Consider the following 26,695-nt stretch of genomic DNA (forward strand, 5'->3'; position numbering starts at 1 on the left):
TCTTATGTTTGGTGCAACAGCTTATCCATGGTTTGTTTTCTGTAGGTTTCTCCGATGGTGATTTCTTCATCCAGTACCCTGAGCGTGTCGATTTCAAAGCAGGTCACTTGATCCAGGTTGACCAGATAAGAACGGTGCACCTGGATGAAGTTAGTTGGAAGTTTGGCCAGTGCCTCGGCCACCGACTCCCGAGCCATAATGGTCTTGTCTGGTAAGTGATACAGGGCATAATTGCCGTCTTTTTTGATGAAGTGGATGTGGTCGGTGTTGATCCGATGGGTGGTGGCACCACTTTTAACCAGTACCATGGCCTGGTGTTGTTGGGTAGGCTGGTTTTTTTGTTCGATGAACTTGCTGATTGATTGGGTGAAGCGATCCAAACTGATCGGTTTTAACAAGTAATCGGTGGCTTTCACTTCATAACTTTCAACGGCAAATTCTGAATAAGCCGTGGTAAAAACAATTTTGGTTTTGGCGTCAATCAATTTGGCCAATGAGAGGCCGTCGATGTGTGGCATGTTGATGTCCAGGAATATCAGGTCCACTGGATTTTCATGTAAAAATTCGAATGCTTTCAGACCATTTCTGAAGGTGCCAATGGTTTCAAAGTCATTGAAATGTTCGAGGTAACTTTTCAGCAATTCGATGGCCTTTGGCTCATCATCAACGATGACAACTTTCATGGCAGATTGATCTTTAAATTCACTTGGTAAACACCCGAGTCCTCAATGAATAAGGTGTGTTGTTTGGGATAAACCAGTTCCAGCCTTTCTCTGGCTGCGGATATGCCGGTACCGGCGCCTTTGTTCTGTTGCAATGAATCAATCACCTGATTGGTGATCAAGAATGTCATTTCATTGGTTTTGTTTGCTTTAAAGACAATTTTGATGGTGGTTTCCAACTCAGGTGCGGCGCCGTATTTAAACGCATTTTCAACGAATGGGATGAACAGCCCAGGTTCGATGCTTTTGTTGGTCACATCGCCGATCACGCTCAGTTTCAGTTTGACTTCATGCGCTTCAAAACGCAGCAGCTGTAATTCACAATAGTTTTTGATGAACGCAATTTCTTTTTCTAAGGGGACTGCCGGGGATTTGTTTTCATCAATCACATGCCTCAGTAAGGCAGATAAATGTTCAAAGGAAGCACTCAATTGAGGCGATTTTTCCTGATTGACCAATGACAACAAGTTGTTCAAAGCATTGAATAAAAAATGCGGTTGCAGCTGATTTCTCAGCAAGTTCAACTCGGCTTGCTTTTTGGCCAGTATCAGGTTTTGTTCACGTCGTTGTGATTGAATCCATACTTTGAACAAGCCATAAGACATGGAAACAGCCAAGTAAAAAAACACCACCCCAAAAGTGATTTGCTTGGGCAACAGCAATTCATGAAAAAACCGCTGTTCAATCAACCAATACACGAGCAGTGCCAATGTGAATAAACAGACCGAAATCAGGAAAGATTGGGTTTTTGGCCCATCGGCCTTCAATTGAGTGAGGTTATGGAGGTTGGCATAAAACATCATGGCAGAAATGACAATGCAAACCAACAGTTGATGGATGAGGTTGTCATCCCGGATGGTGCGGATGGTTTCCTGGTCATTGATGATTTCAATTTCCTGGCCTTGAATCGAGAAACTGCTGGTGATGAGCCATCCAGTGATGACCCAAAACAAAGCATTGAAAATGTGTTCAATCCATTTCATGGGTCAATGATAGTGACATCGAGTCTGAATGGAAAGACTGATGTGACCAACACCCTGGAATTTGTTTTGAACTGTGAGAAATCCCCATTGCTCACAAGATTGCGTGGTTTGATCACAGGCCAATTGGGGTTGGGCACATAATTCCCCCATGGCATTCATGGTTCTTATGATGGCAGGTGTCGAATCATCTTTAAATCCATGACATGAAACAATTCAAATCATTGGCGCTGCTGTTTTTCACTTTGGCTTCCTGGGTGGCTGATGGCAAAAGCGCCCCAGACTCGGTCACTGACTTGTTGGCTCAACATTTTCAGGCACTGGGCGCCACCGAAAGGTTGGCCACCCCATCAAGCCACATGCGTGGTGAGTTGTTGCTTGCCAACCTGACCATTCCATTCGAAGCGGTGCAGTGGCAAAACAGCCATTATTACTTCAAGCAGCAGCCAGTGTTGAGAGGCATGGATTTGACGCCGCCGATCATCAAGCTGCTTAACGACCAAGGGGCATACTTTGTGGTTGATGAAACTGACTTGGGCAGGGGGGTGAATGTGACCAAACTGCCAGATGATGCGCGGTCAAATTGGACTGCCTTGCACACCACAGCATTGAGTCCCTTGTATTACTTTGAAAAAATGGGCTTCAACATGCGTTTGGCGATCTCATCAGAGTCCGAAAGCCAAACCATGCATCACATTGCAGTGACCACCCATGATGGTGGTCAAATCTTGGTTTTGGTGGATGGTAAAAGCCATTTAATTCAGGCCATGGTCTTCAGTTCTTATCACCCTCAATTGGGCATGGTTGAAGTTCGGCGCACTTTTGGTGACTATGAATCACAACAAGGCTTGTTGTTGCCAACTGGTTGGACCGACCACAGGGCCGGGATGGACATTGTTTATTCACTGACTGAAATCGGGTTCACTGAGGCTGTTGACCAAGACATATTTGCAGTTGGCCCCATCGCTAATGAGCCTCAAATATCCAATGAGGACATCAAAACGGTGCTGGATGATTACCTTCAGGCGCTGCACCAGCACAGCCCCTTTGTAGCCGCGGTTGCCAAGATCGAAACGGGGCTGCAGCATGACTGGCAACAAGGGTTGTACCAGCATGTAACCAGTCCAAGAGTGCTCTCAAGCCGGTTGACTGAGCGGCTCATTCAATTGAGCGGGGATCATCATTTTGGTATTGAATTCAATCCTGATCTGTTCAATTGGCTCAATGAAAACCCTGCCAATGAGGTGGCAATCACCCGCCAAGACAAGCAACGACTGGCTGCTTCCATCCAATCAAGCCGCTTAGCGAATAACGACTTGTTTTATTTGAAGATCACTGAAATGATGCCGCTTGCCGTGACCGCAGAGTTGATTGACTCACTGATGTCTCAAGCCGCTGTGGCCTCCGGTTTGATCATTGACCTGCGAGACAACACCGGCGGGGCTGCTGACTTCAATCAATATGTTGTCAGCCACCTTTTGCCCAAAGACAAGGTGTTGTATCAACGGGTTTTGAAAGACAAAACGGTGCCTATTCGCACCATCCCAACCAAGCATGATTATCCCTCATTACAGACCATGCCGGTGTTTGTAATCGTTAATAAAAACACTGTTTCGGCCGGCGAGCAGCTGGCTTATTTGCTGCAGAATCATCAGCGAGCCAAGGTGCTGGGTGAGACCACTTTTGGTGCAGCACATGGCTCAATTGATGTGCCACTGAGCAAAGGGTTGATTGGTTTGGTGCCCATTGCTTATGAACAACATGTCACCACCCATCAAGATTGGGAAGGCAGCGGCGTGGTGCCCGACATCTTGGCTGCCACCAACGACCTGAATTCTTTAATACAACTGATCGGAGACCTGAGATGAAATTTCATTGCACTTACTTATTGATGATGAACCTGTTGCTTGTGCAGGCCAAAGAAGCCACCCAACAGCAGTCACCTGACCCCGCATTCCAATGGCCCGCCATTGAGGCAAAAGTGGATCAACTGGTTCAACAATACCAAGATTTGGATATATTTTCGGGTGTGGTGTTGATTGCTGAAAAGGGTCAACCCGTTTACCACAAAGCTTTTGGTTTGGCAGATCGCCAGAACCACATCAAAAACACCCTGGAGACCAAATTTGACATTGGCTCAATGAACAAAACCTTTACCAAGGTGGTGATCTTGCAACTGGTGGAGCAGGGTAAGCTGGGATTGCAGGACAAACTCAGTCGGTTCTTGCCCCAGTTTTCGTCACCGCCTTATGCCCAAGTTACCATAGAACAGCTGTTGAACCACACGTCGGGCTTTGGCGATTACTACATGTCTGAGGGATTCTTTGATTTACCAACCAGTGAAAAAGACATCGCGTCTTTGACGCAAAGGATTGGTCAAATGCCTTTGCTGTTTCCGCCCGGTGAACACATGGAATACAGCAACTCTGGATACATTCTGTTGGGGGCAGTGATCGAAAGAATCACCGGCAAAACGTATCACCAGGTGGTGAAAGAGTGGGTGGTTGATCCGTTGGGTCTTTCTAACACCTACCTTACTGACAAATACCAAGTGCCCAACCGGGCCATTGGGTATTTCAAAACCATGCAGGGAGAATTGCGTGACAACGCGGGTTTTGTCGAAGTGCCCAATCCCGATGGAGGCTTCCAAGCGACCGCTGCGGATGTGATGAGATTCTATCGGGAATTTCATTATGGGCAGACGCTTCTGAAAGAATCCAGCAAGATGTATGATGAATTTTTTCGCATGACCCGCGAACACCTCAACAGCGGTGCGGCCATTCCACATGCCGGCGGCTTTAATGGTGCCAATTCAGTGAATTACGAGGTCCTCAGGGATCAAGTCACCATCACAGTATTGGCCAACATGAATGAGCCGGTGGCAGAACAATTGGGCCTGGGCATCCTGACCATCATCAGAGGCAAAGAACCCAAGCAACCAGCCTTGCCGGCCATTGAGTCCATATACCAAGCCTATGTGAAGCATGGCCTTGAATTCATACGAGAAAACTTTGCCACATTGACGGTTAATTTTCACCCCACAGACCCCAAATCCTTGATCCTCAACCAAGTGGGTTATGGGTTCCTGTCTGCGGACCAAACCGACCAAGCGATTGAATTGTTTCAATTGAATACAGAACTGTTTGGGGCTGAGGATGCCAATGTTTGGGACAGCCTGGGTGAAGCCTATTTGGCCAAAGATGATCAGACAAAAGCGCTGCAATGCTATGAAAAAGCCTTGGCAATGGATCCTGGTTTGGAATCGGCCCAAAGGGCTGTCAAGCGGCTTAAATCCACGGATTGATTGGTCTCAAGAGGCGTTTGGGTGGTCATTACTGGCCACCCAAATGGTTTCACCAGTGGCATCCGGAGCTGGTCCAGGTCCATTCCAGCTCAGCTCACCTCGAGGTTTTGTAGACCGATTAATGTGGTTTTCATTGCTTGGCATGGATGATTTCAATGGCTTTATCCAACACTTCATCGCGACCTTCGCGGATGCCTTGGATGGTGGGACGGACCCATACATCTGGCACAATCCCAAGCCGCTGTGTTTCTTGCCCATTGGGATAATACACCCCAATGCCTGAAATGGTGGTATACAAACCACCGGGCAATTTGATGCCAGAAATGTTGCCATCCGCGCCAGCGGTGGTGCTGCCAACGATGGTGGTGTTGTGACCTGCCCTGAAGGCCATGGCGGTGTATTCTGCTTGGCTTTGGCTCATTTCATTGACCAACACCACCACCGGACCCAGAAAGGTGTCTGTTGATTTGGGAATACTCAACGGCTGGTCACGAAAACTGAATTCACCCGGATTGTGGACATCGATGAAGGTGAATTTGACAAATTCGCTGTCTTGTTGAGCGAACCATGTGCCCAGCTTGAACACCGCAAATGCCGCAGGGTAATTGCGGATGTCAATGACCAGGCCTTTGGCCGAGTGGTATGCTTGTTTGATGGTTTCGAAATCTGCGTCTTTGATGTTTTGCAGCGTGATGTAAGCGATGCCATCAGCCCGCAGGTGATGACTGGGTTGGTCATTGATTGGTTTGGCGAAAGTGTAATGCCCCGGCAAATCCGCTTTCGGATAAAGACCCACCTTTTGTTTGATTGTTCGCTGGCCCCTTTGTAAGGTCCATTCACTGCTGGTTTGGTTGGATCTGAGGATGCTGAAAGAAATGTCTCGCAGTTGCGTGGGTCGATTGGACGCCGGGAACAGATGCTCCATTTGTTGTACCCGGTTGGCAATGGCTTTTCCATTGACATGGGTGATGACATCGCCCAACTTGAGGCCAGAGTCCTTGAATTTGTTTTCATCAAAATGGCCATCAATCACCAATTGATCATCGATGAATGTGGTGTGCACGGGTGGGTAGTGGGTGCCGAAAAATTGTTCCAACTGGTCATGACCTTCCCACAAACTGGCATGAGAATCATTCACCTCACCAATCAATTGGATGGCGGCCATCTCATAAGCCAACTCATCATCGGCCGCCAAGAACATGGGGATGTATGAGGATAAGACGTCGCGCCAGTGTTTATCTGTCAGGTGGATGTAGGGAAAGAAATAGTTGATCATGTTCCAGTATTTATACACCGCCAACAAGCGGAAGCCGGCATCGGGATAGGGCATGTGGCTGTAAGGTTTTTCATGGGTGAACTTGGCGTTGCCCACGCCATTGATGGCGCTGATGTAATGATGGGGTTCTTGGTTGCGGTTGTCATAAATGTGCTGCAAAGCCGCTTTTAATTCGGTCGAAATGCCATGATTAATCCAACTGAAATCGGGTGAGTTCAAGGCGGTGACATCCAGCTGGTTGGTGATTTCAATTTCAGGAACTTCGCCAAAACCCTCAATCCATTGCAACAGATGCTGATCCCTCTGAATGGTGTCGGTGTGCTTCAGATAGGCAGGTAACAGCCGAAACAATTCATAGTCCCAGTTGTATAGGCCTTTGGCCACCGCCGGGTGGTGGTATTTCAAAAAACCCCAAACCCGGCCCAACAACACCAGGTTTTCATGCTGTTGTTGGCTCAGGTCACGCAGTTCCAATCCTGAGCCCTGGTCGAACTCGGCGTCCAACTCAGCCGGTGGTTTGACCGCTGTCGGGACTTCGCTCAATGGTTTGCCATCGATGCTCAGTTCAAACTGATCGATCCACATTTTGCCTTGACCCACCAGCAATGCGCCAAAAGCAATCTGCGACACGGCACTGGGCACATAATTCAGCTCAATTTCATATTTTTGCCATTCGTTGGTGCCGGTGATGCCCCGTTCATTCATGTTGTTGAAATCAACTTGAGGGTCCAGTCGTAACCAGAGCCCAGCAAAACCATCTGTGACATTTTCTGTTTTGACATAAGCCGATAATTTGATTTTCTCACCGTTGTAATTGGCCGGTAACTCATAAGACCACGCTTTGAAGTTGGGTTGATCACCCTGGTATGCAATCACCGCTGAATGGTTGCCTGAATACTTGATTTCGGCATCAACCCCAATCTGATAGTCAGCGCTGCCAAAATCATTCCACCCAAAAGGTCGTCCGTCCTCGATTTCTTCAAAATTCAAAAACTTTTGAATGACTTGGTAGTCGGTGGATTGGGCCAGTTGAGGCACTAAAAGCAACAGTAAGATTAACAATTTCATGGCGTCCCTGTGGATTGGATTAATGTATTCCCAGCATTTTGGGTTCAGTAGATGTGGGTATGATGCAGCAAAATCCAAGCGAAGTGTGGGTGTTTTTTGATCATGTCATTTGTTCTCTCAAAAATGGCAGCAAGCTCAGCGGTCAATGGGTGCTGACTTCTCTGATCAGCACCGTGGTGGATTCAGGTTTGACCTTACCAATCAAAAAATAATTCCGCTGGATCAATGAATCAATTTTTACAGCTTGAGTTTTCCATGGCTTATGGCAATCATTCGTCAATCCTGCTTTGCTGATTTTTTGCACCGCTCATCAATATAGTGGCACATGAAATGAATCAGTGAGTCGGGGTAACTTTCAAGTCGGTGTGGTCTCATTTGCTCATTCACTGGCTTATGAAGATAAGTCATAACCACATTTGATTGAATGCAGATATACTGTTGAACAAGTCTTGATGGAGCTTGTATGGCATACATACCACCGGTTTTGGGTTATCTGTTGGTATTGTTTCTGGCTTTGATTCTGTTGCTGCATATTTACGCCATTTACGTGACTCTGAACACACCGTTCAATGACCACCGCAGAAAATGGTATCAAATGTTGATCAATTGCCTCGTACCGATCTTTGGCCCCTTGTTTACCTTGTGGGTGAATTGGCCAGATTACCAACACAATAAGGGGTAATGAGGCAAATTTTGGGCGCAGTTGAAGCCATCATGATACGAATGATCAGTCGATGACGGTTAATTCACAGCGTTTAATTTGATCGACAGGCAGGGCCAAATTGACATAGGCGCTCCAGTACAACAGGTGCATGCCCACCTCGTTATCATTTTGATTGACCGCATTGATGAACACCGAGTCGGTGAAAAAACACCCGCTGTAGATGTCCATCACGATGTGGGTGCCGGTGTTTGAGTTGTCGATGCCGGTGACGAAGGCGCCATTGTCTTCTTGGGTGCGCCAGTAGCGGGTGACCGGATCATAGTGGAATTGGGTCACGGCCATCACCAACTCGCCATGGACGGTGCCACTGAACCAGTTGCGCATGCCCAAAATGATTCGACAACCATCCAAATCACCACAATAATTTTCGAGGATTGCTTGGGGAATGGGCACGGTTCTTTGATTTGGGCTAAAGGATCCGGTGTCGATGGCGGTGGCGACTGCTTGGAATCGGCCCCCTTCATTTTGAATGGTGGTGATGGCTCCTCCATTGATTTGTTGTTCATACAACAGCTGCGGGATGTTCACGCTGTTGCCATTGGAGATGCTCAAGTCAGGCCCGTTGAGGGACAAGGTCTGGCTGTCGGTACCGGTGCCGTCTTGCAAGGGTGAAAGGTCCACCGTGTTGCCATCGGTAATGGATAAATCGGTGCCTACCAATGACAAAGTTTGATCATCAGTACCGGTGCCGTCTTGCAAGGGTGAAAGGTCCACTGTGTTGCCATCGGTGATGGACAAATCGGTACCCACCAATGACAAGGTTTGGTCATCGGTGCCGGTGCCGTCTTGCAAGCCTGACAAATCAACGGTGTCACTGTTGCCGTTTTCAATGCCCACGGTCAAGGTGGTGCCATTGAGGGCCAAACCGGTGATGCTTTGTTGGTCTGCGTCATCGCCAGGCAACCACCCGAGGGTTTGATCAAAGGTCAAAATCTGACCGGCCTGGGCGCCTTTATCGATCAAGGTGCTGGCATAGGGAACCGCCAGGAGCTTTTGTCTGGGGCTCAAAGTTTCATACTGGGCATCGGCGTTGCTTTTGACCCTGATCTCCAACCAAATGGATAAGCCATCCAATGCGTTGCTGCCCAAGTCCAATTCAGGCAAGAAAAACTGGCCTTGGTCGACGTCCACACCCAACACTTCGACCTGGTTGCCAATCGGGTCGGTGAGCACGGGATCCCCATGGGCTTGGATTTGAAAATCATAGACGCCACTGGCAGGACTGCCTTGGTCCAATAATTCACCTTGGTAATTGAATGACTGATCCACTGGTTGGGCTTTCGCGTCCCCAAACAGGGTCACCACAAACATGAAAAGTATCCCAATAAAGTTCCGCATAATTCACCCCTTATTCAAACTCGTTGGCAAAGATCAAATCCCCGTTGCCTTGCCAGTAGCCACCCTTGATGGCGTAGCGGCTGCTGGTCATTTGGCTGGCATCGCTTTGGGCCAGGCTGCTTTGGAGGGAGAATCTTTGATTGGTGCTGATGCCACCACTGTTGTTGATGGTGGATTTTTGAATCGCAAGGTCACTGGTGCCGGTGACTTCATCCGTCCCGGTCATGCACATCAAAATCATCAACAATGCCTTCATCGTTCAACACTTTACCGCAACAGATTGTGAGAATTCAACACCTTCAGACGAATAATGCCTGGACATTCAGACTCGTGGTTTTGCCAGTGGATTCTAGGGATCGGGTGACTTTCCTTGGGTTCACTTCCTTGTTTTATTTTGTATTTAATCAATGGATCATTGAATTTCTCGGCCCAAGGGGACCGTCGTTGTTGCCTATGGCTGCTGGGTCGACATGAATCACAGACAATCCCTGGTGCTACGCCAAACATGGCTGTGCCTGAACCATCAAGTTGGCTAACGATGGATATTGTTGTTACAATGATGTGAGTGAGGGGTGGGATATGATCATGAAAAAACTGTTTTTGCAAGCTGGCATGTGGCTGTTGTTGGTCCATGGGGATGCCGCCAAGGCCCAAATGCCTGGAGCCTTTGAGTTACATAGTTTACCATGTGCAAGTCACACCATCTATTTGGACTTTAATGGTCATGTCACATCAGGAACTCCCTGGAATTCAAATTTCACTGGTGGCGCAGACTTCACCACGTTGGCTTGGAGTTTGGATGGCGACCGCACCACCTTCAATCAAACCGAGTTGGACACCATCCGGAATATTTGGTTGTCTGTGGCTGAAGATTTCTTGCCTTTTGCAGTCAATGTCACCACCGAACAGCCACCTGTGGCGGACTTGATTAACAGTGGCGGGGGTGATGAAAAGTGGGGTGTGCGGGTGGTGATTGGGCCAGAAGATTGGTACCCGGGTTCGGCTGGTGGGGTAGCATACCTCAGTTCTTGGAATTGGAACAGTGATACACCTGCCTACGTGTTTAACACCTCACTGACCGGGATCCGTGAAGCAATCAGCCATTTCGTGGGCAGCACCTTGTCCCTGAGAATAGATGGTGACAATGTGGTGGCCTATTATGCCGGACATGGCACTGGACCAACATCCTGGTCGACCATCAAAGGCGTGGGCTATTTTGTGAACCTGTCGCAATGGAGTCAGGGCGAATATCCCAATGCCAACAACCAGGAAGATGACCTTGCCATCATCACCAGTGGCACTTGGGGTTTCGGTTACCGCCTGGATGACCATGGCGATGATGGCGCTTCAGCCACTCGAATCTTGGCAGATGAAGTCACCGGCATCATTGAACAAAACTCGGATGTCGACGTGTTTGAGTTGGTGACTGGCGGTGGTCTGGTCGACATAATGGTGCAAGCCCCACATCAATTTACCAACCTTGATGTGGCCATTGATTTGGTTGATGTGGCCACCGGAATGCTTGTTGCTTCAGACGATCCCTTGGACCTATTGGATGCTGCCATCAGCACCAACCTGCCAGCTGGAGTCTATTGGTTGTTCGTTGATGGCGTGGGGCGACCCCAAAGTACCAGCGATCCCGATGACCATGGCTACAGTGATTATGGGTCACTAGGCGCATATGAGGTCTCTACCTCATTCACATCTGACATAATTTTCATGGATGATTTTGAAGCTGATTGAAGGCAAAAAAACCTAAATCCGGCAAGTTTCTGCCATGCAACCACCTATTTCTTATTACCCTTGCTGAATGGGTAAAACAATTGTTGGAAAAAAGTACGGGGAATCCGTGGCACGGTGCCGTAGTGTGAGGGCCAGTGCTCTTTGGGCATGTGGTAGGTGTTGAACAATTTGTCGAACAGTGGGGTGTGTACCGAATAGTTGGTGTCGATGGCCGGTTTTTGAGAACTGTGGTGCCAGTGATGGAATTTCGGGGTGACCAGGATGTACTGCAGCGGGCCCAATGGGATGTTGACGTTGGCATGCACGTAGACTGCCTGGAAGGCCGCGAAAGACACGTATATGTCCAGTGCCGCTTTGTCCGGACCGATCAGATACAAGGGTACAATGGCGATGATGCGGTCAGAAAAGGTTTGCACGATGTGGTTGCGGGAACCGGCCAGCCAGTCCATGTATTCCACAGAGTGGTGTACGGCGTGGATATTCCACAGGCTGGGTACTTCATGATACAGGCGGTGTGACCAGTACAACACAAAGTCGGCGGCCAACACCAGCATGATGACTTGAAGCCACAGGGGTTGGGATTGCACGAAGGCTTGCAGGTCGGCACTGATTGCCCACGAAAACACCTTGGTGAAAAAGTAGTTGGCCACCAGCAGCAACACAGTGATCAACAAATGGTTGACGATGAAGTAAATCATGTCCAGTTTCCATTCTGGCCGGGTGATGATTTGTTCGCGGTATTTGGGAAAGACTTTTTCGATGAAAATGAACACCGCAGCCGAGGCCACAAATGCCAGCAACAACCAATCCAAACCGAACGACAGTTGACTCGGTTCCACCGGTCCGGTGGGGATGTGATAACCACCGAGGGCAAAGGCCAACAAGGTACACAAGACGCCGGTGGCACCCATCCGTTTGCGTTTGTTCAAAATAAAGGTCAACAACCCAAAGCCCAAAGAAATCCACATGCAATACATCAGCACGTCTTGTAAAAACTCGGCATCATAGGCCGCCCGCAAGTCAGCTGTGGTCAAGTAACTGGGGTATTGGTAGGCCAACACCGCCAACAAACTGATGATGCCCAAAAACATCGAGAGGTAGCCACTGATGCGGCCATCGCCGATGCGAAAAGCTTTGTCAGACAGGTCAGGTGTGACCCGTTTCTTGTATTCATATCCTTCAGATTCAAAACGCATAAATAACTCCTTGGAAACGGCAGACCCAGTTTAGCAATGATTACGCAGATTATCCAACTTTACTCAGGATTCAAACAGGTGACCGGGACGGGTGGTGGGGGGCTGATGTGATTTTGATTTGCGGTCTTGGTGGGGCCTGTGGGAGATTAATCGAAGTATTTGACCTCGCACTGCATGAAGCCCCTGATCAGGTGGTTCATTTGGAAAAACTTTTTGGGTGAGGGGTAATTCAAGTTGGTGAAGTCTTTGATCATGTGGCTTTCATCATAGTAGCCGGCATTGGCGGCCAATTCAGCCATACTGATGTTTTGGTTTTTGCGGTAGGTGTGCAACACCCGTTTGAAGCGGTAAATGTTTTTGATTTGAGAGATGTTGAGATTGAAGGAATTGCCGCAGAGCCTTTGCACGGTGCGTTTGGACAAATTCATTTTGGCTTCCAACTGGTCCAGGTTGGGGTCGGTGGAAATCAAGGACAACAATTTATGCGCTTTGGTGTGATTGGGCACCTGGATGAATGGAATTGATCGATCCGATTGAGGAAAATTGATCTCGTTGGTGCCAATGTTGTCCAACATGAAGCGATAGATCAAGTCATCCTCTTGGGCTTGATCGAGGCGGTAAATGCCATCGGCAACTTCCTGCAACTGGGTGTGGTCAAAGGTGTGTCTGGATTTGAATCTGAAGTGGACCAGTTTACCTGGTTGAGGGCTGGACCATTGGCCAGCAGAGGGTTTGTTTTTGACCAAGTGCACCCGCGGTAATTGGAGTCGTTGTTGGTTGGGTGACTGGTAATAAACATCGCCTTCAATGATGATCGTGATCCACGATGAGATGTCCACACCATCCAGTCCAGAACAGGTGGTCTTGTCTTGTGAGGGTGAGAAAGATTGCACCAATGAATAATTGAAATGAGATTGACTTTTCCTGGAATGGGAATAATGCGAGCAACTGCAGATGTTGATGCTGGGAATGTGCGAATTCGTCATTTCAATCGGGTTGCCAAAGGGTTGATGATTGGAAGGGTGTTGCCTGGTTTGGGTCATTTCAATTCGATTCATTGATCCAAGATACCCAAAGTGGTCGCTCTTTTCATGGGTGGAAGGTCATCATTTGAATGGTTCAAAAAAGGCCTGATTTCAAAAGCTACGTCAAAATTAGTATTTTGCGTAACTTGGGCCCTGATTTCTTGTAAAAATGCGTCATTCCCACTCGCAGAACGTCGCTATATGGTGGTTTCAGGGGGTATCTGGCAGATCCCATTCGCGGTTTTGTCGTGGTCCTTACATGCCACCGTGTTGGCTTCATCACGGCTTTATTTTTCCTGGCGAACAAGCCAGCTTTTTGGTGGCGGTAAGGGCACTGGAAGCGCCGCTGTAAAGTGGCTTCAGTGCTTGATTTACGGTGATCTTCGTGGGCTGTGTTGGTTGTCGTTCAATGGTTCATTACAGCGATTTTGAATCAACAATTTGGCCGTTGCTTTGGCTGCTGCCAGCTGGTTTCATGGGTTTGTTAATTTTTAGTGAATTTGACACATTTATACAATGCAGTGTTTGGGGCAAACCGTACCATGAGCTTCCTAAAGGATATGACAATTAATTTTATTGAGCCAACTCAAGGATAACCATTTGGAGAACACATAAATGAACATGAAACGTAATCCCATGACCGATGCCGTGCAAAAAGCATTGTTAACCGGTTTGATTGCTTCTTCTGCATTGGGAACCGTCGCTTTCGCCCAAGACAGCGACGACGAGTCAGTAGAAGAGCAGGGTAAGATCACGGTCACCGGTTCGCGCATCAAACGCTCAGACGTTGAAGGTGCATTGCCCATCACCGTCATCACCCGTGAACAAATCGAACTCAGTGGTGAGTCCAACGCCGCCGACTTCATCCGCAACCTGACTTTCAACAGTGCCGGTTCTTTCAGACCTCAGTCTGGTAGTTCGGCGCAAGGTGATTCGCAGGTGTCACTGCGGGCTTTGGGCTCTGGCCGGACATTGGTGTTGATTGACAACCGCCGTTTACCCACTTCGCCAACCACAGGATCTTCACAAAACTTGAGCACCTTACCCATGGGCGCGATTGAGCGCATTGAGGTGTTGACTGATGGTGCTTCAGCGATCTACGGTTCTGATGCAATCGGTGGGGTGATCAACGTCATCACCCGTGATGATTACCAAGGGGCTGAAATCATGTTGGGTGGGGCTGAAGTATCAATTCCTGCCAACGGTGGTGAGCGTGAAGAAGGATCGATCGTATTCGGCGCCTCTTCGGACCGTTCCAGCTTGCTGGCTGGTGTGTCTTGGAACGACCGCGAAATCATCTTTGCCCGAGACTTGCCTTGGACCCCAGCCGGTGCGTCCGTATACGGCAACAGTTTCACCACCATCACCGATGGGGCGGATAATTTTGACTGGACCTCATTCATCACGGGTTGTGATTTCCCCGGCACGGGTTTCTATACGGTACCCAACAGCGCTGCGGTGAACCCACAACAAACCCGCTGTGCTTACAACTTCACATTGGTTTCTGCTGACGAAGCGTCTTCAGAAAATAAGTCGTTTTATGCCAAAGCCACGCATGAGATCAATGATTCTTGGGAATTGTGGGCCAACACCACTTTCGCCCAAGCCGAATCTTTTGGCCGTTATGCTCCGGTTCCGGATTCATCATTCTTCTCCACGCCGTTAACGGCCAACAGCCCCAACAACCCAACCAACCCCAACAGTGGTTTGTACGACCCATCTTTAGGTTTGGACCCACAAGCGGTTAACTGGTGGCACCGTTTCGATGCTTTGGGCAATCGCGATGACACCGTGACCAATCAGGTGTTGGATTTCTTGGTCGGAACCACCGGTCAAATCGGCAACGCCGAAGTTGAGTTTGGTCTGCGTCACACCGACAACCGAACCTCAACCGTGGGGCGCAATTACTTGTTGCGTTCGGCTGCTGCCAGTTTGATTGAGTCGGGTGCTTATGACCTGGCCAATCCTTATGCCAATCCTGAAAATGTGTTGAATCAAATGCGCATCACCATTTTCCGTGATTCTAAATACGATCAAGACGAGCTGTTCGGTTCGGTGGCCTTTGATCTGTTCGACATGGACGGTGGCCCCGCTTCGCTGTACGTCGGTGCCGAGCACCGCAATGAAAAATACGCCGACTTGTACGATCCGCAATCTGAAGCGGGCCAAGTGGGTGGTTCTTCAGGCAACTCAGCGGCCGGTGACCGTGACGTGACCGCGGTGTTCTTCGAGGCTTTGTTCCCCGTAATGGACAACCTGGAAGTCAATGTGGCTGGTCGTTACGATGATTACTCAGACTTCGGTGACAACTTCGCACCCAAAGTGTCGCTGCGTTATCAACCACTGGACAACCTGACCCTGCGGGCTTCGTATGGCCAAGGTTTCCGGGCTCCAACGCTGGACATCTTGACGCAGAAAACCACGTTCTCTGCCACCACTGTGCGTGATCCGCAATCTTGTGTGAATCAAGGCCAACCGGCGACATGTTCACTGCAGATCAATGACTTCATCCAAGCCAACTCCTTGTTGCAACCAGAAGATTCTGACCAATGGTCGGTGGGTCTGGCTTACGAGCCATTTGATTGGTTCAACTTCACCTTGGATTACTACAACATTGAGATCACCAACCGGATACGTCAGTTCACGGCGCAAGCGGTCATCAACAATGAAATCAATGGCGTCAACAATCCACCAGGCTTGTTCTGTCAACGTTCACCAACCGGTTCCATCATTCAGTGTTTCACTGGTTTCGGTAACGACGGTGAAGTGGAAACCTCAGGTTTGGACTTGAATGCCCGATTCAACTACGAGATTTTGGGTGGCAACATGACCACGCAATTCCAGCTGTCCCACATCCTGGACTTGTCGGTTGATGGCGGTCCTGAGTTGGCCAAATCTCCTGGTTTCCCAGAGCAAAGAGCGGTGTTGTCTAACCAATACTCTTATGGTGACTGGTCTTTGGCCTACAACATCAACTACATCGGTGACCAAGACGCTGATGCCGCCAACTTGTCGGCGCCATCTTGGACCACCCATGATGTGCAGTTGAACTACCACGCCGCTTGGGATGGTCGCTTCACCGTGGGTGTGCGTAACGCCGGCGAGAAATTCCCACCGGTTAACCGGGGGGCCATCGGCAACCGTGATTATGACTTCAACTTGTATGATGGTTATGGTCGCGTGACCTACTTCAGATACACCCAAACGTTCTGATCAGGTTAGGTAAGCAGGGGTGAGGTGACTGATTCGCCTCACTCCCACAGGTTTGTGTCATCACTCGCTTTGATTAATATGTTCTCTGTTAATTGTAGAAATTCCACTTCATAAAATTGCATCTATATAGTGAGTTTCAGGGTGATGACACATTTTTTTAAGCCAGTTGTTGATGATAATCGATTGCATTGCCTTGAATTGGTCCGAATGCGTTGATATTCAAGTAATGGCTGGGGTTTGAATTATTTCGATTAAAAACGCCCAATCAACGTTAAAATAAGTCATGCATTGTTATCAGGTACGCAACAATTTTCAACATGAACTTATTACAAGCGACAACCATTGGTAAGTGTTTGTCTAATCAGACCCGCATTCAAATTTTGCTTTGGTTGAAAAAACCAGATCAGCATTTTCCACCACACCAAACCCTCAAACACTTTAATGACGGTGTATGTGTCAGTTATATCCAGGACAAGTCAGGACTGTCTCAGCCGACCATATCGACATACCTTGCCAACATGGAACAGTGTGGCTTGTTGACTTCGACCAGACATGGGAAATGGACTTATTTCAAAAGGAATGAAGCAGTGATAAAAGCCTATGGAGAATTCTTGACGGCTGAATGAGGCTTCATTATAATATAGACATATAGATATATTTCAATATAACTGACTTCCTCATATGTTAACTGTCCACCTGATCAATCCTTTAGAACACAAAAGAGCAGTTCTGAATTTGCTGCAACAATTGAATCCAGAAATGGCTTTCAGCTTAATTGAAGAAAGGCTGACCTCAATGGTTGAGTCGAATAATTATCTGTGTTTCGGTTTGTTTGAAGATGAACGCTTGATTGGCTTGTGCAGTGGTTGGAGCACAGTGCGGATTTATTGCGGCAAACAACTGGAATTGGATAATGTGATCGTCGATCAATCCCTCCAGTCAAAGGGTTTAGGGACATTTTTTATGCAAGCATTGAAACAGTGGACTGTTGAGAACAGTTATCAATCCATTGGTTTGAATACATATGTCACCAACAGCCAATCACACAAATTCTATTTGAATCAAGGGTTCACTATTTTGGGATTTCACTTCGAACATTTTTTACAGTCATGACATGAAAATTTTAATCATTGGTGGTGCTGGTACCATTGGAAAATACGTGACTGAGCACTTACAACAGGCTCATGAGGTATTGGTTGCAGGGCGTTCTGATCAACATTTGTATGTAGACATTGCTGACAGTTCCTCAATCCAGAAATTGTTGTCTGCAGTTGGCCCATTGGATGCGATCATTTGTGTGGCAGGAGAAGCCAAATGGGACGATTTCGCCAAACTGTCAGCAGCAGATTATGACATTGGGCTGAGAAGCAAATTAATGGGGCAAGTTAATGTGGTCCGTTATGGGGTGCAGCACCTGAAACCTGGAGGTTCGATCACCTTAAGCACTGGCATATTGGCAGATGACCCGGTGAAAAAGACTGCCAGTGCTGCCATGGTCAATGGTGGAATTCACAGTTTTGTGCAAGCTGTGGCTTTAGAGCTTGGCTCCAAAGCCAGAATCAACGCGGTATCAGCCGGCGTGGTAGCGGCCTCCTACGAAAAATACCAAGCCTATTTTCCTGGTCATAACCCAGTGCCCATGCAAAAAGTGGTCAACGGCTACGTTCGCAGTGTCTTTGGTGCAGACTCAGGTAAAATCATACGCATCTATGAGTGATCGCAGTGAGAGTCCGCTGATGATGCCTGGGTCACGAATCTAGTCATCTGATAATTCTTCAAAGCCGGTGACAAATATGGGTATTTCATCGGCGATTGGCACTTCAGCTGCGCCGATGTCGACGATGCCGGTGTTGCCGATGCGATTGTTGTCGTAGAAATCGAACTCAGGCAAGGTGTTGGGCCAGGGATTGTTGTTGCCCATGTCGCGTGCCGGCGAGTTCTCTGCAATCATCGGTTCATCCACATTCAGCAATTGAGGATCGGCAGTGGAATTGTTGCTTTGTTGGATGTTGGCATGGATGAAGTTGCTGCCGTTGTCCAAGGCCATGATGTTGTTGCCGAAGCGGGTGCCACTGGTGCCGGTGATAAAAACACTGGCTTGGTCGTGGTCGTAAAAGGTGTTGTTGATCAAGGTCATGACGGCGCTGTCTCTGGATTCAGATCGGATGCCTTTGGTGTCGGCGTTGTGGATGAAGTTGTTGGCAAACCACATCTGCGAATCATTGCGGCCCAATAAGTTGACCTGTTCCAGTGCATTGGGGCTGATATCGGTGTCGTCATTTTGGGCCGCCAACACGTCGTTGTTGGCAATCACACCCACGGCTTGTTCACTGAGCCAGAAGCTGGCATTGACACCCACCACACTGGCCGCTTCGGTGTTGATGTTTTGTGCCAGATAATTGTGGGTGAATGTCACCTCGGTTTGATCATTGGCATCGATAAACACACCCAGGCCAGTGACCTGACTGGGGGAGTCGCTGCGGCTGCGGGTGATCACTGAATCAGTGACGGTTAATTGCGCTTGGTTGTTCATGCGGGCCATCATGCCGACGCCGGAGATGGTGCTGCTGGTGGATTCTGCCAAGTTGTTGGATATGGCCACGCCTATGAGGTTGGTTTGGCTGTTGGTGAAACCGACCACTTCCAGGCCCGCACCGGTGGCGCCATTGGTGTTGATGGCAAAGTTGTTGGCCAGCAAGATGTTGGTTAAATTGAACACAGAAGTGCCATTGACAAAGGCGTTGATGCCAGCCCCAAAGCCCACATTGGAACCACGTTGAACGGCAAAATTGTGTAAAGTCAGTTCCCCATCTGGCAGGTTCACATTCAACACCCGAGAAGTGCCATAGCTGGTCAAATCAGCACCGGCATACAGTGATGTCGAAGTGTATGAGTCAGTTTGCGAGACAAAGCCGCTGTCCCAGCCACCGGAAATGGTCAAATCGGTGCCATTGCTGATGCTGATAGAGACGCTGGTGTTGAAGGATTGGCCACTTTGCAGGCGGATTTCGTGGGTGCCACCAGCTGTTACAGCCGCATTTACGGCCGCTTGCAGGTCTGAGAAATCGGCGTTGGGGTTGCCATTAAAACTGACGGTGTAAACCGTTCCCTGGGCTGCGGTGAAAAAGCACACCATTGCCATGGCCATCATAAGTTTCATCGTGTTTACCTCTTGTTTGTCGTTGTGATCTGAAGTTGGGAAACTGCATTCCTTGGCGTCTTTAACAAGGCACCCAGGCAATCACTGACATGTTTTTGGGTGATTTTTGAAGATTCAGTCCGACATCTTGGGTGCAGTGCGGTATATTGGCCGCTTGTATTGGCAGAAAACGGGTACTTGATCATGCTGGCTAAAGTCATTGGGTGTTGTGGGTTGTTGGGTTATGGCCTGCTGTTATCAGCCAATCCCTTGGAACAAACCATCGCCGCCATTGAGCAACAAATCGCTGGGCGCATTGGGGTGGCGGTTTGGGACACTGATTCGAATCAACAATGGCAGTACCATGGCGATCAGCGTTTTCCCATGATGAGCACCTTCAAAACCCTGGCCTGTGCCAACATGCTGTACGATGTCAGTCAAGGGAAGCTGGATCCCAAACAAAGCAGCCACATCAACGCCGAGCAATTGGTTGAATGGTCACCCATCACCAAAAGCATGGTGGGCCAGCCCCTTTCGGTGTTTGATGCTTGTGAAGCCACCTTGTTGACCAGCGACAACACCGCAGCCAATGTGGTGTTACAGCACATCGGAGGACCGGCTGGTTTGACAGAGTTCTTGCGATCCATGGGCGATGCAGTGACCCGATTGGACCGCAAGGAACCGGAGTTGAATGAAGCCCAAACAGGGGATCCACGCGACACCACCACCCCGCATGCCATGGTGCAAACTTTGCAGCGTGTGTTGCTGACTGATTCGGTCCTCAAGCTGGCAGACCGCCAGCAGTTGCGGTCATGGATGCAGCAAAACCGGGTGTCCGACCAGGTGCTGCGTGCGGTGTTACCGGAAAGTTGGCTGATCGCGGACCGCACCGGCGCCGGGGCCAATGGTTCCCGCGGCATCACCGCTTTGTTGTGGCAAGAAGGTCGTTCACCGATCATTGTTGCCATTTACGTGACTGAAACCGAGTTGTCATTGGCTGAACGCAACCACACCATGGGGGCCATTGGCCGCGAAATATTCAAGGCCTTTGACGTACAATGAATGTCGACTGATTGATCCAAGAGGGCACACAGTCGGATGCCGTTGGGGACTTTAAATCAAGATCAATTGTGTGGTTTTGCTGGGTGGTGGTATTGATGTCTATGAACAAATGAATTGGAGGCTGTCATGAAAGCATTGAAAATTGGGGTGGTGGTCGGACTGGTGTTGCTGTTGGGTCCGCTGGGTTGGATCTATGGCCACAGTGAATACAAATTAAGGCAAGTGGCACCGCCGGCGCCATTCAAGCTCACTTTAAGTCCGTCGGCTGCGGTGCTGCAGCAAGGTCAGCACATCACCCGCACCCGGGGATGTTTTGGCTGCCATGGCCAACAATTACAAGGGCGCGATTTCAGTGAGCAATGGGATTGGGTCAAGCGGGCCGTGGCGCCCAATCTGGCGGCTTATGCCAAACAACATGATCCAGCCACTCTGGAGCGGGCCATCCGCCATGGCATTGGTGCCGATGGCCGGGCCTTGTGGTCGATGCCTTCTTACAACTACACCCGTTTGACCGACCAAGATCTGTCGGCCTTGATCCTGTATCTGCAATCAGCAACTGTGGTGGAACAAGCCTTGCCCAGCCCGGCACTGGGACTGAATGCGCGCTGGGAAATGACTTACCATGGACTGGAAAACATGCATGAGCTGGTGGCGCAGGTGCCGCCGCTGAAGCTCGAGGATGCCGAAAATGGTGACCTGCGGGCCGGTGAATACCTGGCCATGACCACCTGCAATGAATGCCATGGCCTGGATTTGCAGGGCGAGAATTTTCCAGATGGGAGCACCCCCAACCTGGCGGCCATGATCAAAGCCTATGACAAAGCCCAGTTCGATCGCCTGATGAAGCAGGGCGTTGGCTTGGGCGAACGGGCCGATTTGGGCCTGATGTCGATGGTGGCCAAGGACCGCTTTGCTTACTTCACCGAAGATGAGCTGCGGCAGTTGTATGCCTATTTGCAGCAGCTGGAAGTCAAACTTTGAGGGGTTGATCCTGACAGGTGAGTTGTCATCAATCGACAAAACTTGTGATAATTTTGTCCAAATCAGTTCTACTCTGACAAGTTCTGAAAGCGGAGGATCGCATGAAAAAATGTTGGAGCAGTCTGATCATGCTGCTGGCATGGCCATTGACTTGGGCCCAAGTGGAACCGGCTTATGTGGCCACTTACCGGGTTACCTTTGAATCTGACTGGAGTGCCAACACACACCCGGTGGATTTTCCTGCTGATCCCCACTACTCCGGATTGATCGGCGCCTCCCACGGTGCCGAGACCCACTTGTGGTCGATGGGTGAATTGGCCAGCCCAGGGATCCAATTGATGGCTGAAACGGGCAGCAAGTCGATCCTCAGCAACGAAGTGGCCGCTTTGATTCAGTCTGGCATGGCAGAGTTTTTATTGTCTGGACCTGGCATGGGTGATTCTCCCGGTTCGGTGAACATGGTGTTCGATGTGAGCCAAGCCCATCCGCGCGTCAGTTTGGTGTCGATGATTGCGCCCAGTCCTGATTGGTTTGTCGGGGTGGATGGTTTGTCCATGCGTGAAGCAGGTCAATGGCTGGACCGCATAGAAGTGGACTTGCGGGCTTATGATGCGGGCACCGACAGCGGCACCAGATACACCTCATCCAATTCAGCCACCGCACCGCCTGCAGCGATTCAGGCCATCAACTCATCGCCTTTTGATGTGAATCCGGTGTTGGGGCGGTTTGTCTTCGAATTGTTGGATACCGCTGGGGCTTTTCCCTGGTCTGGAGCGCACAGTGGTTTGTACTTTGACCCCAACAATTCAGGCGATGGCGTGACTTTGATCGTTTCCGAAGGCGAAACCCGTAATTTCGTGCTGGCCACCTGGTACACCTACCGCGATGGGCAACAAATGTGGTTGGCCGGCAGCGCTGACTTCGAACCAGGTGACACCGCAGTTGAGGTCAACATGTTGCGCACCACAGGCGCCAATTTTGGCATCGATTTCAACGCCGCTGATGTGACCGCGATCAATTGGGGTAACTTGACCTTGAGTGTGCCCGCTTGTGGCGTCATTGATATGGCCTATGAGGGTGTTGAAAACCCCACAGAAGTGGGTACCACCCAATACCGACAACTGGCTGGCATCGAAGCATTGCGATGTGAGTGAGCAGCATTGGCAGGTGCCTGTGCATCATTGGAACAACCAAACTTGCTGTGTATAATCTGATTAATCGTTCCAAGGATACCAACATGACCGACACCAGTCACCATGATCAGCGCATTGCCCGCATGACTTTCGCGTCGATTTATCCGCTGTATTTGCAGAAGGTGGAGAAGAAAGGCAAGACCCAAGCCGAGTTGCATCAGGTGATCACTTGGTTAACAGCTTTTGATGATCAACAGCTGCAACAGCTGATTGATGAGGGGGTTGATTTTGCCGAGTTTTTCAAACGCGCCACTTTAAACCCGCATGCCGATTTGATCAAAGGCTTGATCTGCGGTTATCGAGTGGAGGAGATCACCAACCCCCTGACACAGCAGGTCCGGTATTTGGACAAGCTGGTGGATGAGTTGGCCCGCGGTAAGAAAATGGCCAACATCCTCAGAACGCCAAAATAAACCGGGACCAAAACGAAGTTTCAAAAACCTCACTTTAGCGCTGTTATTTTCACGTCGATTTCTATAACCTATGGGCTTTTGAATTATTGGTGAGGAGAGTTGAATGAAGTTGATGTCATTGAAGAAAATGGGCTTGATGCTGGTGCTGGGTACCGGTTTAAGTTGGGCACTGTCAGCCAAAGAGGTGATGACACCTGAAAAATTGTGGCAAGTGAAACGGGTCAGTCCATTGGGCTTGAACCAAGCCCGGACCCACGTCATTTACTCGGTGACCACGCCCAACATCGAGGGCAATGCAATGGACAAAAAGGTTTACCAAGTGGCGATCAAGGATGGCCAGACGCAGCTGTTGGAGGCTTATCAAGGCCAGTTGAAGGATGACAAGATTTCACCCGATGGCAGCAAAAAACTGATGCACGAAGCGGTGTCGGTGGAGGCGGTGTTGGCCACTGAGCGCCATGAGTCCTTGGCCAAAGCCAACGCCTATGTGTTTGATGATTTGAATTATCGGCACTGGGACACCTGGAATGACGGTTCTTTTAATCACGTGTTCTATCAGGACCTGAAGACCGAAGCCAAGGTCGACATCATGGCTGGTGAGCCGCATGACACCCCCCAATCGCCCTTTGGCGGTGCCGAAGACTACATTTGGGGCCCCAACGGTGAGTCGATTTATTATGTCAGCAAGAAGTTAACTGGCACCGAATACGTGACCAGCACCAACACCGACATTTATCGCTATGATCTGGCCAGCAAAAAAACCACCAACCTCACCGCGGACAACCCCGGTTATGACACCCATCCAGAATTTTCATCGACCGGCCAGCTGGCTTTCTTGCGCATGGATGAACCTGGGTATGAGGCCGATAAGAATGACTTGATGGTGATGCACGATGGTCGCGCGGTGAATTTGACCGCCCATTGGGATGGCACAGTCAGAGACTTTCAGTGGAGTAATGACGCCAAGCACATCTACTTTGTGGCGCCGATTGATGGCACCATCCAGTTGTTTCAAGTGGCGGTGGATCTCGATAACGCCGAGCCAGCCAAGATCACCCAGTTGACCCAAGGTTTGTTCGATGTCAATGGCATCGTCGCTGAGGTTGACGGACAATTGATCGTGACCCGCAACAGCATGAACGCGGCCAAAGAAATCTACCGCTTTGACTTGGCCAGCCAACAGCTGCATGCCTTGACCGCTGTGAATGACGATTTTTACGCGGCCCTGGATTTGCCCACGGTGAAACAGCGCATGGTGAAAACCGCTGATGGTCACGACATGTTGGTGTGGGTGATCTATCCTCCGGGGTTCAATGAGCGCAAAAAATACCCGACCTTGTTGTACTTGCAAGGCGGTCCGCAATCACCTTTGTCGCAGTTTTACTCTTTCCGTTGGAATTTTCAATTGATGGCTTCGCAAGGCTACATCGTGGTGGCCCCCAATCGCCGTGGCATGCCGGGTCATGGCGTGGCCTGGAATGAAGCCATCAGCAAAGACTGGGGTGGTGGTGCGATGCAAGATTACCTCGATGCCATCGATGCGGTGGCCGAAGAGAAATATGTGGACAACGACCGCCTGGGTGCGATTGGTGCCAGTTTCGGTGGTTATTCGGCGTTTTATTTGGCCGGCCACCACGATGGCCGCTTCAAAACCTTCATCTCACATGATGGGGTGTTTGATTTCCGCAGCATGTATGGCACCACCGAAGAATTGTTCTTTGTGAACCACGACGTGGGTGGTCCGTACTGGGATACAAACAATGCCGCAGCGCAGCAAAGCTACAACGAATTCAATCCCAGCAATTTTGTCGCCAAGTGGGATGCACCGATGTTGGTGATCCATGGCGGCAAAGACTATCGCGTGCCTCTGGGGCAGGGCATCCAAGCTTTCCAGGCCGCCAAGCTCAGGGGCCTGAAAAGCCGCTTCCTGTATTTCCCCGAGGAAAACCACTGGGTGCTGACCCCACAAAACGGCATTGTGTGGCAACGGGAATTCTTCCGCTGGCTCACCGAAACCTTGTGATGACCGCATAACGGCTCTGTCCGTTTTGCTGCAAAGCCGGTCCCGAAGGGGCCGGCTTTTTTTGTGCCAGCCCAATCCAGATCGACCACCCGAACCGGCAAAAAATGACCGATGAATGGCAGCCATTCTCAAGTTTTGCAAACGCCATCCTTACAATGGGTACCAAGCTTGTGGACTGCGCCAGCCAGCCAAAAAAACAAACAAGCAGAAGGATTTGCGGCCTTTTCTTCATGCAATGATTAAGCCAATGCCTGAACCATTCTGCCCTCAGTTCGGGGCGGGTCAGGGTGTTTGTGTTGATGTGTCGATTTTATTTTGATTTTTTTGACAAAAATGCCACGCAGAATACGAGAGTAAAGATGAGTCTCAGGCTGATGCCTGATTGTTAACCTGGGTTTTTGAACCCAACAACCAAGAGAAGGATATGAAAAATAAAATAATTCTGGCCATGATGGCCACGGGGATGATGGTGACGGCTTTACCTACCCATGCCGGTCCCATCAACAACGAATGCGGTCCAGGCAGCACTGTCAACCCCGAAAACATCGACTGCCCCAATGACCCCAAAACCACCAACTGGGAATACGACTTCATGAACATGTCATACGGCTGGGACAAGTCCTATGGCACGGCGCGGGTTGCGATCATTGAGCAAAATGTTGATCAAAACATGATCTCCAATTCGCTGAACTCTGAATTTGGTCGGGTGCGGCTGCATGATTCTGGGAGTTATTATTGCAGAAACAATTGGAAATTGGATGAACACCATAGAGCTTGGGCTCAAAATGACCCTAATTCTTCAAACTGTACAGGTACCTATAATGAAGAGGTCCTCAAACATTCGGTCAGAACACCTGGATCATTGAATTCGGACCAAAACCATATATTTTATCAACCTGATGTTTTTGTGAATGAACACGCTGTATATGATGACTCGACAACTGGCGACGGTTTCAATCAGTTCATTGAAGTCGCCGTAAAAAACACTTTACTGACTGGTGAGTTGGAATTCAGGTTTTATCATCAAGGCCAAAATAAATTTTTTTATGAGTGCTTAGACCCTGAAGACACTAACTACACCAGATTATGCATGAAAAAAGGCACCAATGTGGGCTCATACACCTTATTTTACATTGAAGGAAAGGCACCAGAGCTCGACGTGAATGACATCAACTTTAACTTTCATGTTGATGGTGTTTCAATACAGAATGTAAAAGGCCTGAAAAAACATTGTGAACAAGGTGACTATGATTCGACTTACAACAATGGGTCAAGTTATTGTGGGCTCAGATCAT

At 49.3% G+C, this 26,695-nt stretch carries 24 protein-coding genes; 14 read left to right on the plus strand and 10 right to left on the minus strand.

Going from position 1 to position 26,695, the window contains the following annotated elements; translation table 11 throughout:
• Window positions 1-2: 2 nt before the first annotated feature.
• Both K7G70_RS11090 and K7G70_RS11095 read right to left on the minus strand, forming a co-directional pair.
• The gene (locus K7G70_RS11090) at window positions 3-683 is read right to left on the minus strand and encodes a LytR/AlgR family response regulator transcription factor (protein ID WP_223788715.1); all 681 of its coding nucleotides are present in this window, start codon (window positions 681-683) and stop codon (window positions 3-5) included.
• Window positions 680-1,705 carry a sensor histidine kinase gene (locus tag K7G70_RS11095; RefSeq protein WP_223788716.1) on the minus strand — a complete coding sequence of 342 codons (1,026 nt, stop codon included), beginning with the start codon at window positions 1,703-1,705 and terminating at the stop codon, window positions 680-682. The genes K7G70_RS11090 and K7G70_RS11095 overlap by 4 nt, the downstream gene beginning before the upstream one ends.
• Window positions 1,706-1,908: 203 nt before the next feature.
• Between K7G70_RS11095 and K7G70_RS11100 the strand changes: the two genes are divergently transcribed.
• Window positions 1,909-3,570 carry a S41 family peptidase gene (locus K7G70_RS11100; RefSeq protein ID WP_223788717.1) on the plus strand — a complete coding sequence of 554 codons (1,662 nt, stop codon included), beginning with the start codon at window positions 1,909-1,911 and terminating at the stop codon, window positions 3,568-3,570.
• Window positions 3,567-5,006, plus strand: coding sequence for a serine hydrolase domain-containing protein (locus K7G70_RS11105; RefSeq protein ID WP_223788718.1), 1,440 nt, complete (start codon window positions 3,567-3,569; stop codon window positions 5,004-5,006). Before K7G70_RS11100 ends, K7G70_RS11105 begins: the two co-directional genes overlap by 4 nt.
• A 130-nt stretch (window positions 5,007-5,136) precedes the next feature.
• Here K7G70_RS11105 and K7G70_RS11110 read toward each other — a convergent pair whose 3' ends face one another.
• Together K7G70_RS11110 and K7G70_RS11115 are read right to left on the minus strand one after the other, a co-directional pair.
• Entirely contained in the window at window positions 5,137-7,350 is a 2,214-nt protein-coding gene (locus K7G70_RS11110) for a S41 family peptidase (RefSeq protein ID WP_223788719.1), read from the minus strand.
• A 142-nt stretch (window positions 7,351-7,492) separates the two neighbouring features.
• Window positions 7,493-7,654 (minus strand): hypothetical protein, encoded by a 162-nt coding sequence (locus tag K7G70_RS11115; protein WP_223788720.1) that lies wholly within the window; start codon window positions 7,652-7,654, stop codon window positions 7,493-7,495.
• A gap of 159 nt (window positions 7,655-7,813) precedes the next feature.
• Between K7G70_RS11115 and K7G70_RS11120 the strand changes: the two genes are divergently transcribed.
• A complete protein-coding gene (locus K7G70_RS11120; protein ID WP_223788721.1) occupies window positions 7,814-8,032 on the plus strand; it encodes a hypothetical protein in 219 nt (72 codons plus the stop codon).
• 45 nt (window positions 8,033-8,077) lie between these two features.
• Here K7G70_RS11120 and K7G70_RS11125 read toward each other — a convergent pair whose 3' ends face one another.
• Window positions 8,078-9,385: a DUF8740 domain-containing protein gene (locus K7G70_RS11125; RefSeq protein ID WP_223788722.1), complete on the minus strand. Its 1,308-nt coding sequence runs from the start codon at window positions 9,383-9,385 to the stop codon at window positions 8,078-8,080.
• Between the two features lie 37 nt (window positions 9,386-9,422).
• A complete protein-coding gene (locus tag K7G70_RS11130) occupies window positions 9,423-9,668 on the minus strand; it encodes a hypothetical protein (protein ID WP_223788723.1) in 246 nt (81 codons plus the stop codon).
• 329 nt (window positions 9,669-9,997) lie between these two features.
• Between K7G70_RS11130 and K7G70_RS11135 the strand changes: the two genes are divergently transcribed.
• Complete coding sequence (locus tag K7G70_RS11135; RefSeq protein WP_223788724.1) at window positions 9,998-11,155, plus strand: hypothetical protein; 1,158 nt, start codon at window positions 9,998-10,000, stop codon at window positions 11,153-11,155.
• Between the two features lie 44 nt (window positions 11,156-11,199).
• On the opposite strand, the gene K7G70_RS11140 is transcribed toward K7G70_RS11135, so the two are convergent.
• Both K7G70_RS11140 and K7G70_RS11145 read right to left on the minus strand, forming a co-directional pair.
• A complete protein-coding gene (locus K7G70_RS11140) occupies window positions 11,200-12,351 on the minus strand; it encodes a sterol desaturase family protein (protein ID WP_223788725.1) in 1,152 nt (383 codons plus the stop codon).
• 146 nt (window positions 12,352-12,497) lie between these two features.
• Window positions 12,498-13,409: a helix-turn-helix domain-containing protein gene (locus K7G70_RS11145; RefSeq protein WP_223788726.1), complete on the minus strand. Its 912-nt coding sequence runs from the start codon at window positions 13,407-13,409 to the stop codon at window positions 12,498-12,500.
• Window positions 13,410-13,997: 588 nt separating this feature from the next.
• Between K7G70_RS11145 and K7G70_RS11150 the strand changes: the two genes are divergently transcribed.
• From K7G70_RS11150 to K7G70_RS11165, 4 genes are all read left to right on the plus strand, one after another.
• Complete coding sequence (locus K7G70_RS11150) at window positions 13,998-16,589, plus strand: TonB-dependent receptor plug domain-containing protein (RefSeq protein ID WP_223788727.1); 2,592 nt, start codon at window positions 13,998-14,000, stop codon at window positions 16,587-16,589.
• 317 nt (window positions 16,590-16,906) lie between these two features.
• A complete protein-coding gene (locus K7G70_RS11155) occupies window positions 16,907-17,215 on the plus strand; it encodes an ArsR/SmtB family transcription factor (protein ID WP_223788728.1) in 309 nt (102 codons plus the stop codon).
• A 55-nt stretch (window positions 17,216-17,270) separates the two neighbouring features.
• Window positions 17,271-17,702 (plus strand): GNAT family N-acetyltransferase, encoded by a 432-nt coding sequence (locus K7G70_RS11160; RefSeq protein WP_223788729.1) that lies wholly within the window; start codon window positions 17,271-17,273, stop codon window positions 17,700-17,702.
• 1 nt (window position 17,703) lies between these two features.
• On the plus strand, window positions 17,704-18,306 hold the full coding sequence (locus tag K7G70_RS11165; protein WP_223788730.1) for a short chain dehydrogenase: 603 nt from the start codon (window positions 17,704-17,706) through the stop codon (window positions 18,304-18,306).
• A gap of 39 nt (window positions 18,307-18,345) precedes the next feature.
• On the opposite strand, the gene K7G70_RS11170 is transcribed toward K7G70_RS11165, so the two are convergent.
• A complete protein-coding gene (locus K7G70_RS11170; RefSeq protein ID WP_223788731.1) occupies window positions 18,346-19,749 on the minus strand; it encodes a hypothetical protein in 1,404 nt (467 codons plus the stop codon).
• 186 nt (window positions 19,750-19,935) lie between these two features.
• On the opposite strand from K7G70_RS11170, the gene bla reads away from it, so the two are divergent.
• From bla to K7G70_RS11200, 6 genes are all read left to right on the plus strand, one after another.
• The gene (bla, locus tag K7G70_RS11175; protein WP_431310025.1) at window positions 19,936-20,790 is read left to right on the plus strand and encodes a class A beta-lactamase; all 855 of its coding nucleotides are present in this window, start codon (window positions 19,936-19,938) and stop codon (window positions 20,788-20,790) included.
• 126 nt (window positions 20,791-20,916) lie between these two features.
• Window positions 20,917-21,771 carry a c-type cytochrome gene (locus K7G70_RS11180; RefSeq protein WP_223788732.1) on the plus strand — a complete coding sequence of 285 codons (855 nt, stop codon included), beginning with the start codon at window positions 20,917-20,919 and terminating at the stop codon, window positions 21,769-21,771.
• A gap of 101 nt (window positions 21,772-21,872) precedes the next feature.
• Window positions 21,873-22,925, plus strand: a complete 1,053-nt coding sequence (locus K7G70_RS11185; protein ID WP_223788733.1) for a spondin domain-containing protein — start codon at window positions 21,873-21,875, stop codon at window positions 22,923-22,925.
• 83 nt (window positions 22,926-23,008) lie between these two features.
• Window positions 23,009-23,377, plus strand: a complete 369-nt coding sequence (locus K7G70_RS11190) for a DUF2200 domain-containing protein (protein ID WP_223788734.1) — start codon at window positions 23,009-23,011, stop codon at window positions 23,375-23,377.
• Window positions 23,378-23,480: 103 nt separating this feature from the next.
• Window positions 23,481-25,400 carry a S9 family peptidase gene (locus K7G70_RS11195; protein ID WP_223788735.1) on the plus strand — a complete coding sequence of 640 codons (1,920 nt, stop codon included), beginning with the start codon at window positions 23,481-23,483 and terminating at the stop codon, window positions 25,398-25,400.
• A 115-nt stretch (window positions 25,401-25,515) separates the two neighbouring features.
• On the plus strand, window positions 25,516-25,719 hold the full coding sequence (locus tag K7G70_RS11200; RefSeq protein WP_223788736.1) for a hypothetical protein: 204 nt from the start codon (window positions 25,516-25,518) through the stop codon (window positions 25,717-25,719).
• Between the two features lie 47 nt (window positions 25,720-25,766).
• Here K7G70_RS11200 and K7G70_RS11205 read toward each other — a convergent pair whose 3' ends face one another.
• Window positions 25,767-25,994 carry a hypothetical protein gene (locus K7G70_RS11205; protein WP_223788737.1) on the minus strand — a complete coding sequence of 76 codons (228 nt, stop codon included), beginning with the start codon at window positions 25,992-25,994 and terminating at the stop codon, window positions 25,767-25,769.
• Window positions 25,995-26,695 lie beyond the last annotated feature (701 nt).

It is taken from the genome of Marinicella meishanensis (assembly GCF_019931145.1).
GTDB classification, from domain to species: Bacteria; Pseudomonadota; Gammaproteobacteria; order Xanthomonadales; family Marinicellaceae; genus Marinicella; species Marinicella meishanensis.

What these genes read in the sequence shown, in the direction of transcription:
- K7G70_RS11150 (WP_223788727.1), top strand. Translation starts at nt 13,998, where the DNA reads ATGAAACGTAATCCCATGACCGATGCCGTGCAAAAAGCATTGTTAACC.
- K7G70_RS11200 (WP_223788736.1), top strand. Translation starts at nt 25,516, where the DNA reads ATGGCAGCCATTCTCAAGTTTTGCAAACGCCATCCTTACAATGGGTAC.
- K7G70_RS11125 (WP_223788722.1), bottom strand. Translation starts at nt 9,385, where the DNA reads ATGTTTGTGGTGACCCTGTTTGGGGACGCGAAAGCCCAACCAGTGGAT.
- K7G70_RS11120 (WP_223788721.1), top strand. Translation starts at nt 7,814, where the DNA reads ATGGCATACATACCACCGGTTTTGGGTTATCTGTTGGTATTGTTTCTG.
- K7G70_RS11145 (WP_223788726.1), bottom strand. Translation starts at nt 13,409, where the DNA reads ATGAATCGAATTGAAATGACCCAAACCAGGCAACACCCTTCCAATCAT.
- K7G70_RS11160 (WP_223788729.1), top strand. Translation starts at nt 17,271, where the DNA reads ATGTTAACTGTCCACCTGATCAATCCTTTAGAACACAAAAGAGCAGTT.
- K7G70_RS11155 (WP_223788728.1), top strand. Translation starts at nt 16,907, where the DNA reads ATGAACTTATTACAAGCGACAACCATTGGTAAGTGTTTGTCTAATCAG.
- K7G70_RS11095 (WP_223788716.1), bottom strand. Translation starts at nt 1,705, where the DNA reads ATGAAATGGATTGAACACATTTTCAATGCTTTGTTTTGGGTCATCACT.
- K7G70_RS11135 (WP_223788724.1), top strand. Translation starts at nt 9,998, where the DNA reads ATGAAAAAACTGTTTTTGCAAGCTGGCATGTGGCTGTTGTTGGTCCAT.
- K7G70_RS11130 (WP_223788723.1), bottom strand. Translation starts at nt 9,668, where the DNA reads ATGAAGGCATTGTTGATGATTTTGATGTGCATGACCGGGACGGATGAA.
- K7G70_RS11180 (WP_223788732.1), top strand. Translation starts at nt 20,917, where the DNA reads ATGAAAGCATTGAAAATTGGGGTGGTGGTCGGACTGGTGTTGCTGTTG.
- K7G70_RS11170 (WP_223788731.1), bottom strand. Translation starts at nt 19,749, where the DNA reads ATGAAACTTATGATGGCCATGGCAATGGTGTGCTTTTTCACCGCAGCC.
- K7G70_RS11100 (WP_223788717.1), top strand. Translation starts at nt 1,909, where the DNA reads ATGAAACAATTCAAATCATTGGCGCTGCTGTTTTTCACTTTGGCTTCC.
- K7G70_RS11195 (WP_223788735.1), top strand. Translation starts at nt 23,481, where the DNA reads ATGAAGTTGATGTCATTGAAGAAAATGGGCTTGATGCTGGTGCTGGGT.
- K7G70_RS11165 (WP_223788730.1), top strand. Translation starts at nt 17,704, where the DNA reads ATGAAAATTTTAATCATTGGTGGTGCTGGTACCATTGGAAAATACGTG.
- K7G70_RS11090 (WP_223788715.1), bottom strand. Translation starts at nt 683, where the DNA reads ATGAAAGTTGTCATCGTTGATGATGAGCCAAAGGCCATCGAATTGCTG.
- K7G70_RS11105 (WP_223788718.1), top strand. Translation starts at nt 3,567, where the DNA reads ATGAAATTTCATTGCACTTACTTATTGATGATGAACCTGTTGCTTGTG.
- K7G70_RS11185 (WP_223788733.1), top strand. Translation starts at nt 21,873, where the DNA reads ATGAAAAAATGTTGGAGCAGTCTGATCATGCTGCTGGCATGGCCATTG.
- K7G70_RS11110 (WP_223788719.1), bottom strand. Translation starts at nt 7,350, where the DNA reads ATGAAATTGTTAATCTTACTGTTGCTTTTAGTGCCTCAACTGGCCCAA.
- K7G70_RS11190 (WP_223788734.1), top strand. Translation starts at nt 23,009, where the DNA reads ATGACCGACACCAGTCACCATGATCAGCGCATTGCCCGCATGACTTTC.
- K7G70_RS11140 (WP_223788725.1), bottom strand. Translation starts at nt 12,351, where the DNA reads ATGCGTTTTGAATCTGAAGGATATGAATACAAGAAACGGGTCACACCT.
- K7G70_RS11205 (WP_223788737.1), bottom strand. Translation starts at nt 25,994, where the DNA reads ATGAAGTCGTATTCCCAGTTGGTGGTTTTGGGGTCATTGGGGCAGTCG.